The 9,099-nt window shown below is 57.3% G+C and carries 5 protein-coding genes; 4 read left to right on the top strand and 1 reads right to left on the bottom strand.

The window, feature by feature from the left end; all coding sequences use genetic code 11:
* The first annotated feature begins 487 nt into the window (after positions 1-487).
* The 3 genes from IGW03_RS39005 to IGW03_RS36490 are packed head-to-tail and all read left to right on the top strand — an operon-like array spanning position 488 to position 4,711.
* The gene (locus IGW03_RS39005; protein ID WP_194727284.1) at positions 488-2,104 is read left to right on the top strand and encodes a DUF4118 domain-containing protein; all 1,617 of its coding nucleotides are present in this window, start codon (positions 488-490) and stop codon (positions 2,102-2,104) included.
* A complete protein-coding gene (kdpE, locus tag IGW03_RS36485) occupies positions 2,101-2,790 on the top strand; it encodes a two-component system response regulator KdpE (RefSeq protein WP_194727285.1) in 690 nt (229 codons plus the stop codon). The genes IGW03_RS39005 and kdpE overlap by 4 nt, the downstream gene beginning before the upstream one ends.
* Before the next feature lie 43 nt (positions 2,791-2,833).
* Entirely contained in the window at positions 2,834-4,711 is a 1,878-nt protein-coding gene (locus IGW03_RS36490) for a potassium transporter Kup (RefSeq protein WP_194727286.1), read from the top strand.
* Positions 4,712-4,732: 21 nt separating this feature from the next.
* On the opposite strand, the gene IGW03_RS36495 is transcribed toward IGW03_RS36490, so the two are convergent.
* Positions 4,733-7,930 (bottom strand): ATP-binding protein, encoded by a 3,198-nt coding sequence (locus IGW03_RS36495; RefSeq protein ID WP_228536326.1) that lies wholly within the window; start codon positions 7,928-7,930, stop codon positions 4,733-4,735.
* Between the two features lie 367 nt (positions 7,931-8,297).
* Here IGW03_RS36495 and IGW03_RS36500 point away from each other — a divergent pair, with 367 nt between their 5' ends.
* Positions 8,298-8,684 (top strand): cupin domain-containing protein, encoded by a 387-nt coding sequence (locus IGW03_RS36500; RefSeq protein ID WP_194727288.1) that lies wholly within the window; start codon positions 8,298-8,300, stop codon positions 8,682-8,684.
* Positions 8,685-9,099: the final 415 nt, after the last annotated feature.

Consider the following 9,099-nt stretch of genomic DNA (forward strand, 5'->3'; position numbering starts at 1 on the left):
AGTTGGATAAGCATTCCTGCGTCCTGGAAATTAAGCAACGCCGGAACATACCATTTACGCATTCAATGTTGCAGTAGCTAGATGAAGAGCCTCCCTAAAAACGCAACACTCCTAATACTACCAGTCCTGCATATAATTGTTTTTATGTAAAATCCATTGTGCGAACTCGCCTGCTTCCAAAGTACTTACTAACTACAGTACGCAGTTTGCGTACAACAAAGTGCATCATGAACAGCCAAGAGAGTCCGAATAGTTTCTGAACAGCCGGGTTTGCAGAATCTTCGGACTTTGTCACTTACTCTGGCATTGCGACCGCTCTCTCACGCTAAGAGGCCGCTCGCGACAACTCAGCTCGACAGCAGACGGCCCAACACGGATACACAAACTTTGTCGTCCTTGTTTCCAAAGGACCGCAGTTACATTTTTACGACTTTTTTACTCGAAATACATTATCGTTTGACGGTCGTTAAATTAGTGAACCAGTCCTGTGACCGTAGATAATCCGATATCCGCAGACAATATCTCCCATCCTGGCGGAAGAATTCCCCGCTCAGCAGGCAATGGCTATGCCGCTGCAGTCTGCGCCGTCCTGCTAGTGTCTGTCATCGCAACGCTTCTGCTGCCCTACCTGGACCTCGCCAATATTGTCATGCTTTTCTTGCTACCGGTCGTGCTGATAGCAGCACGCTATGGCAAGGGACCTGCCGTCACCGCTACCGTATTGGGCGTGGCTGCGTTCGACTTTGTCTTTGTGCCACCCAGGTTTTCCTTCGAGATCCATGACGTACAGTACTTGGTTACTTTTTCCGTAATGCTGGTTGTAGGCTTGCTGATTTCCCACCTGACTGCGAACTTGCGCTACCAAGCAGAACAGGCTGCCCGACGCGAGGAAGTCACGCTAAAGTTATATGCCTTTTCGCGGGAGCTGTCGGGAACGCTGGAGACGGCGCAGATCATCCATACTTCACTCTCTCATATCGAGTCGGCGTTCCAAGTCAGGACTGCGATTCTGATGCCTGATCAGGCCGGGCACCTTAACCGCTGTTTACCGTCCAGCGTTGAAAACCCCGGCAGTCTGAAGGTCGACAGCTTCGGCACGATGGACATGCACATTGCACAATGGGCGTTCGAGCATGGCAGGCCCGCAGGTCTGGGCACGGGTACCATGTCTTCCGGTTCCGTTGCCTTTTTGCCGCTGACAGCTCCCATGCGCTCGCGCGGCGTGCTGGCGGTGCTGCCGCAGGCCCCCGATTGGAATATCGAGTCCGAGCAAGGCCGCCTGTTGCAGACCTGTGCGGCGCTGACGGCAATTGCGTTGGAGCGTCAGCATTACATTGAAGTGGCGCAAAGTGCGTTAGTAAACATCGAGTCCGAGCGCCTGCGCAATTCCATTCTGTCCGCCCTGTCGCATGATTTACGTACACCGTTGACGGCATTGGTGGGCCTGTCCGAATCGTTGGTGATAGCCAAGCCAGCCTTGCCGGACCCACAGCATGACCTTGCATCCGCCTTGCACGATGAAGCACGACGGATGAGCAAGATGGTCGCTAATCTGCTCGACATGGCGCGCATCCAGAGCGGCAAGGTGCAGCTTGACCTGCAGTGGCAATTCATGGAGGAAGTGATCGGAAGCACTTTACGCGCATGCAAGCCGGCCCTATCGCTTCACGCAGTACAGATCCGGCTAGCACCGGACTTGCCGCCAGTGCGCTTCGATGCTGTGCTGATCGAGCGGGTGCTGTGCAACCTAATCGAAAACGCAGCCAAGTACACGCCGCCAGACTCAATCATTACTATCTCGGCCTCGGCTGACAAGGGCGTGCTGAATATCGAAGTTCGCGACAACGGACCGGGCATACCTCGAGGCCAGGAAGAACCGTTGTTCGAGAAGTTTGTTCGGGGAGAGAAAGAATCAAGGCTGGCTGGCACAGGTCTAGGCCTGTCTATCTGCCGCGCCATTGTACAAGCGCATGGCGGCAGTATCAGAGCGTCCAATCTCCCGGAAGGCGGAGTCAGTTTCCTTTTTGTGCTGCCCCTGGACGCGCCGCCGGAGTTGCGCGAACCCGAGGAAGCGGCCTTGGACACGGACAGGCAAGCACTATGAAGGAGATCGTCCCGGTTGCCCTCCTAGTGGAAGACGAGCCTCAGATACGGCGCTTCGTGCGCACGGCGCTTGCCGACGAGGGTTGGCAAGTGTTCGAAGCCGATACCATGCAACGCGGTCTGATTGAGGCCGGTATGCGCAAGCCTGACCTGATCGTGCTAGACCTTGGACTGCCCGATGGCGACGGTGTCGCGTTGATTCGTGAAGTGCGGAGCTGGTCGCCCCTGCCTATCATCGTACTGTCAGCACGCGCGGATGAGACTGACAAAATTCATGCGCTCGACGCAGGCGCGGACGACTACTTGACCAAGCCCTTTGGCGTTGGCGAACTGCTGGCGCGCGTGCGTTCCCTGCTACGACGCCTGCAGCGGCCTGTCGGCAACGCGACTGTTAGCTTCGGTAACGTGACGGTAGACCCTCAGGCGCGGCTGGTTAGCAAGTCCGGCGAGCCAGTGCACCTGACGCCGACGGAATACCGGTTACTGACGGTGCTGCTCACGAATGCAGGACGGGTCGTTACAAATCTACAGCTTTTGCGGCAGGTATGGGGGCCGTCTCACTCTGAAAGCGGACACTACCTGCGCATCTACATGGGCCACCTGCGGCAAAAGCTTGAAGACGATCCGGCGCAGCCACAGTACCTGCTTACCGAGACAGGCGTGGGTTACCGACTGATGCTGCCTTAGATTCAATCCCTATTCCCATTCCATCACTGTTGAAGGAAGTGACTTGAATACGAGTTTGCAAAAGAGCGGTCTTGCCGCATTGACGGTGGGCGCCGTCGGCATCGTGTACGGCGACATCGGCACGAGTCCCTTGTACACGATGAAGGAAGTGTTTTCGGAGAGCCATGGCTTAGCCCTCAATCCGGCCAACATCTACGGAGTTGTGTCGCTCATCGTTTGGGGGTTGATCATTATTGTGTCGCTCAAGTACGTGACTCTGATCCTAAGGGCCAATAACCGCGGCGAAGGCGGTGTCATGGCGCTCCTGTCGCTGGCTCTGGCTTCCGTCACGCCGCGCTCGAAATGGCATTACTCGCTGATGCTCGCCGGCCTGATTGGCGCGGCACTATTCTTTGGTGACGGCGTGATTACACCTGCCATCTCCGTGCTCTCCGCCATCGAAGGCTTGCAAGTCGCTACGCCGGCTTTCAAGCCCTTCGTCGTCCCTATTGCCGTCACCGTATTGGTAGCTTTATACCTGCTGCAAAGCAAAGGCACTGCTGGCATCGGCAAATGGTTCGGCCCGATTATGATTGTGTGGTTTGCGTCTCTCGGCATAATGGGCGTTGTCAACATCGTCGCCAACCCACAGATACTCAGTGCTCTGAATCCGCTACATGCGCTACGCTTCTTTGCAAACCACGGCTGGCTAGCTTTCCTTGCCCTAGGCGCGGTAGTCCTGGCCTTCACCGGTGCCGAAGCGTTGTATGCAGACATGGGACACTTCGGCAAGCGCGCCATCCGTCTGGCCTGGTTTTCTATTGCTTTTCCGGGACTAGCGCTGAATTATCTGGGCCAAGGTGCACTGCTTTTGTCCAATCCGGACGCCGTGTCGAACCCGTTCTATCAGCAGCTTGGAGCTTGGAGTATCTATCCGCTCGTTGCCTTGTCGACCTTGGCTACCGTCATCGCCTCGCAGGCGACTATTTCTGGCACCTTCTCGATGGTGCAGCAGGCGATTGCGCTAGGTTATCTGCCGCGCATGAAGATCATCTACACGTCCGAGCGCCAGATCGGCCAGATTTACATTCCTTCAGTGAATTGGCTGCAGCTAGCGGCAGTGATACTGGCCGTGGTCGGCTTCGGCTCGTCTTCTGCGTTGGCTTCTGCCTACGGCATCGCCGTCACCGCAACCATGCTGATGACGACTATCCTAACTTTCTTCGTGATTCGTTATGGTTGGAAATACAACCTACTGCTGTGCTGGATTGCGACCGGCTTCTTTCTGGCGATCGATCTTGCTTTCTTTTCTGCCAATGTGATGAAGATTGCGCAAGGTGGCTGGTTCCCGATCACGCTGGGCATTGTCATGCTGCTGATCATGATGACCTGGAAGGACGGGCGAAGCCTGCTGTTTGAAAATTTGCAGAAGCACCTGATTCCGCTCAAGGATTTTCTGCAGACCCTGTTCGTCAGCGTTCCGACACGCGTAGAAGGTACCGCAGTCTTCTTCCGTACAGAGGGCGACGGGGTGCCACACGCTATGCTGCACAATCTGTTGCATAACAAGGTGCTGCACGAGCGCACCATTTTTTTGACGGTACATAACCAAGACGTGCCGCGCGTCGACGACAGTGAGCGCGTTACGGTCGAAGACCTGGGGGATAATTGCTATCAGGTCAATATCCATTATGGCTTCATGGACGAGCGCGATATTCCTGCAGCGCTGGAGCGATGTGGCAAAGATGGGCTGGAACTGGAATTGATGGCCACGTCCTTCTTCATCGCCCGACATAACATCATTCCGAAAGTCGGCTCGGGCATGGCATTGTGGCGAGAATCCCTATTTGCCGCCATGTCCCGCAATGCACGCGATGCAGCGGATTATTACCGCGTTCCTGCCAATCGGGTGATTGAGCTCGGCACGCAGATCGAGATTTGAAGTGGGATGAATCGATTGCGTTCATCCCAACCCTGCATTTAAACCAAATAGTACTATTGCACTGCAACGTGCTTCATCTAGCACATGACCAGCACTCAGAAAGCCCCGCGCCGCCTGAATGAAGTCGTTGCGCGCACTCTCGAGCTCTCCTGATGCAAGTGCTACATGGGCCCGGGCTTCATGCAGCGCTGCATGCCAGGCCGGAAGCTTCATCACCACGTTCGCCAGATATTCGGACTGCCGCAGATGACTGGTGGCCAGATCTGTTTCATGCGCCTTTGCGGCAGCGATGGTCGCTGGAACGGCAAAGGTGATTCGGCAGCCAGGGCAGGTTTCAAGAGGCCCCCGTACCGACGCCTCCGCCTCTTCCAGCACGCACAGGGCGTTGTCCGGATCCTGCGTCATTGCAATTCGCGTCCCGTATATGCGGTCCAGCAGGTGAAAGCCGACGTCGGATTGACGCGCCACGTCAAGTGCCTCGTCGAGCAGGCTGCGCGCGACATCAAGCCGGCCGCGATACATGGCAAGCTCTGCCCGGCGTTGAAGCGAAAGTGCTTCGCCGGTAGCGCCGCCGATATTACGATGGAGGCGTCCCCCGGTGACGAGGTCATCTTCTGCCATATCCAGCTGCCCGCTGAGAAGCCGAGCCTCTCCTCGCAACGTGATGGCGAAGGCATGCCCGCGGGCAGCACCGAGCCGCTGCGCCTCGTGCGCGAGCGAGTCGGCGAACGCGATCACTTCTGAGTATGGCCGCGAGCCGTACAGGAAGCGCTGCGTGATGCACAAGTGACCGTCGAACACCCGCAAAGCCAACTGGGGAAGATGGCTAGTCTCCTTCAGGTCCGCCCACACACTGCTGTGAAGGTCTCCACGGGCATGTGCAGCCGCAGCCTGTGCCCAGGAAGCAATGACCAGCGTTCCCTCATCGCCTGTCTCGAGCGCCACGCGGCGCACCTCGGCAGCGCGCCGCGTGCCGTTGGCAGGATCGCCGAAACCCAGTGCGGCGGCGCCACTGTAGGCCAGCGCTTCGGCCAGCCTTCCTGGCACGTTCGTCGGGTGCACATCTTGCAAATACTTCAGCGCACCCTGCGGATCACTCATTTTTACCTGCGCCAGTGCCCGCTTGGCCCTCAATTCGTGTGCCCGTTCCTCCAATGCCATCTCGGCTGCTGCATCGTAGGCGGCCAAGGTGCCAGGACGAGCAAGCGCATCCATGGCTTCGGCGCGCAACGCCAACGCCTCGGACTGCTGCGGTCGGCAGTTCAATATGGGATCGACGTGGCGCAGCACGTCTTCATAGGCGCCAAGTCGGAAGGCTTCGTTTCCGGCGGCCAGGGAACATGGCAGGGCACGGTCGACTTCGCCGGCCGTCAGCCAATGCTGTCCGACCAATCCCGGCGCAGCGCCTGCCTGCTCCAGCCTCGACGCAACTTCGCGGTGAAAGTCCATGCGCCGATGCGGTGCTATGGCTTCGACCAGCGCCTGGCGTATGAGCATGTGACGGAATCGATAACGACCGCCCTCTACAACGAGCACAGCACTTGCAAGGGCGCGGTCCAATCGGGACGTTGCATCCTGACCCGGATCGCCGGCGAGAGCGACGGCTGTGCCCACATCGAAGTCTTCCGCCGCGACTGCGAGCCGGCGCAGCCATTCCATGTCGTCCTCGCCCACATCACAGAGGCGTTCTGCAATGATTTCCGACACAGTGTGCGACAGGGCGGGCCGGGACGCCGCACCCGCGGCACGGGGAGAACGGGCAAGTTCCACCACCGCGAAGGGCACGCCCTCGCCCAGCCTTGCTATGTCCTCGGCGGCATCGGCTCGCATGGGTGAGTGCGCTGATCGCGCAGCCAACAAAATCGATTCGTCGACGCTCAATGGGTCGAGTTCGACTGCTTCAAGCGTACCGGCTCGCAGCATGCGCCGGACGTGGCTGTCCAGCACGGTCGGCAGCACGGGGCGGCACGCGAGAAGCACGAACAAGGGAATGCCACTGGCGCACAGCTGCATCAGCACTTCGGCACTACTATCGTCCGCCGCGTGCATGTCGTCGACGATCAGCAACACCGGTTTCCCTCGCGCCGTTGCCAGCAGCAGTCGCCGTACAGCACCCACTACCTGATGTCGACCGATGGGCAGCGCCAGGGTTTGCGGCGGCCCCGCCTCCGGCGACATGGATGCCAGCACGGCAAGCGCATGCGGCCCCAGTGCTTGCCGAGCCTCCTCACCGGCTTCATGCAATAAGGGTTCAACGAGGTCCGTCGCCAACCCATACGGGCGAGTCCAGTCACCGGCCTGTACCGCCCTGACCTGCCATCCGAGGTCGCGCGCCTCGCGTGCCAGTCGGCGGCAAAAGGAAGTCTTGCCCATGCCCGCAGGCGCCCGCAGCAGCACGCCGCTGCACGCACCGGCCGATGCATTGCGTAGCGCTTTCAATACCTGCGCCATTTCCTGTGCGTGACCGACGAACGCCGGGGCCTCGCCTTCAAACCCCTTTACGCAATCACGATAGAGTGCATCCATTTCCGGTCCAGGCCTCAGGCCAAGCGACTGTTGCAGATGGTCACGCAGATGGACGTACCAGCGCAAAGCGGCCGAGCGGCGTCCGGCGGCTATTTCGGCATGTATCAATGCGAAGTGCGCGGATTCGTCAGTGGGTTCTTCCTGCACCAGCCGTTCGAACAGGCCCGCTTGCTGCAAGAGGCGGAGGTATTTGTCGCGAAGGCGCTGGCGCGGTAGTTCTGTCCAATGCTCGTAAGGTGCGTCAGGCAGCAAATTGCCGCCGTAAAGCTGAACCGCCTCACGACTTGCTGCGGAATCCCCCGTAGAGAGAGCGTCGTCGGCTGCCATCTCGAAAATGTTGGTGTCGCATCTTACGTTGCAGTCGGGGAATAGAAATACACAACCGCCGCGCAGAACCACTGCATGTGGCCCCCCTAAAAAGTGACGAGCATGGTGCGCCGCCTTGCGCAAGTTCGCGCTGCCTGCCGCTGGCTTAAGGTGTGGCCATAGCGCTTCCAGAACCTGCTCATGAGGGAGGCTGCGCCGTGGTTGCAAGCTCAACAGCTGTATCAGTTCGCCGGCCCGGCGACTAAGTTGGCGCTTGACGGGGTCAGCTTCCTGGATCGCTCCATTGCCAAGATGCAAGCGAAATTGTCCCAACATGCGGATTGATATGGAAGCTTGCTCGGAAACCGGCTGGGATGACGTCACCATTGCTCCCTCCATGCGGAAACTTGCCAGGAACGTTTCAGGAACAGCTGATGTGGAGTATGGCAGGACATCCATCACGTTTGAAGGAGATTCCTCATGAATACTCGACTCGGCCGTTTCGATGGCATTACAAGGATAGTACACAACGTTTTTGGAAGCTCATCTGGCGGACCCCTTGGTCGCACCACGATTTCACTCTTCAAAAGATCTCGACCGTGCAAAAAAGATCCCAGCGGAATTTTTCTGTGCCGGTTGTGATGGGATCAAGGTTAAAACGGGGCAGCGCTGCACAGCTGCATGCGATGTAACGGGCTCAGCGTAAAAGTATGCTGCCAAGTCCACGTTTCTCACAGTATTGAAGGAGTTTGTCATGCATATCACCAAAGAAGATGTTCCGGTAAAGATTGGCATTCCGGGAGCCACTGCTCGCCAGCAGCTGAATTTCGGAAATGCTAGCGGATACGGGAAAATTAGCGCCGAATACTTTTCGCTACCTGAAGGAATGGATATCTCACCTTTGCTGGAAGGATTGCAAGGCAACATGTGCCATGCGCCGCACTGGGGCTACGTAATTCAAGGAAGACTGATCACGACTTACGCTGATGGCACGTCGGAAGTCACCAGTACCAATGACTTGTTCTACTGGCCACCTGGCCACACCGTCAAAGTAGAGCAGAACGCAGAGTTCGTCTTGTTTAGTCCACAGCATGAGCATACCCATGTGATGGACCACATGATTGCAAAAATGAATCAATAAAGCTGGTGAGTGCCTGAAAATCAGTTGAATCGGCCGGCATATGCCGGCCTGTCATTTGAATGTGCAAACCTGCTCGGCAATAGCCTCCCTACAAACTATATGTTGAACTGACGTAGTTTATTTACTGTGGCTGATCGTCATGTTGTTAATGCCTGAGCGCCTGCTTCGGCCGAACCTTGCCTAAGCTTGGTTTTAGACGACCGGCTGGAAGCAGGTAAGAAAGCTGCCCTCTTCGATCCTCTCGCTGGGCATTCGGATATGACGTCTGCCGACTTTTCGAAATCATTTAGAGGTGGCCCCGGAAATCTGGACAGCTAGATAAGTGGAGCTTTGCTTGATGAAACCGGTCGAAAGACCGTACCAAGGAGCAAAGCATGAGCAAGAGAACAAGGCGCAACCACGCAAGCGGATTCAA

Source organism: Noviherbaspirillum malthae (assembly GCF_015352985.1).
In the GTDB taxonomy this organism is placed as follows: Bacteria; Pseudomonadota; Gammaproteobacteria; order Burkholderiales; family Burkholderiaceae_D; genus Noviherbaspirillum; species Noviherbaspirillum malthae.

What these genes read in the sequence shown, in the direction of transcription:
- kdpE (WP_194727285.1), top strand. Translation starts at nt 2,101, where the DNA reads ATGAAGGAGATCGTCCCGGTTGCCCTCCTAGTGGAAGACGAGCCTCAG.
- IGW03_RS36495 (WP_228536326.1), bottom strand. Translation starts at nt 7,930, where the DNA reads ATGGTGACGTCATCCCAGCCGGTTTCCGAGCAAGCTTCCATATCAATC.
- IGW03_RS36500 (WP_194727288.1), top strand. Translation starts at nt 8,298, where the DNA reads ATGCATATCACCAAAGAAGATGTTCCGGTAAAGATTGGCATTCCGGGA.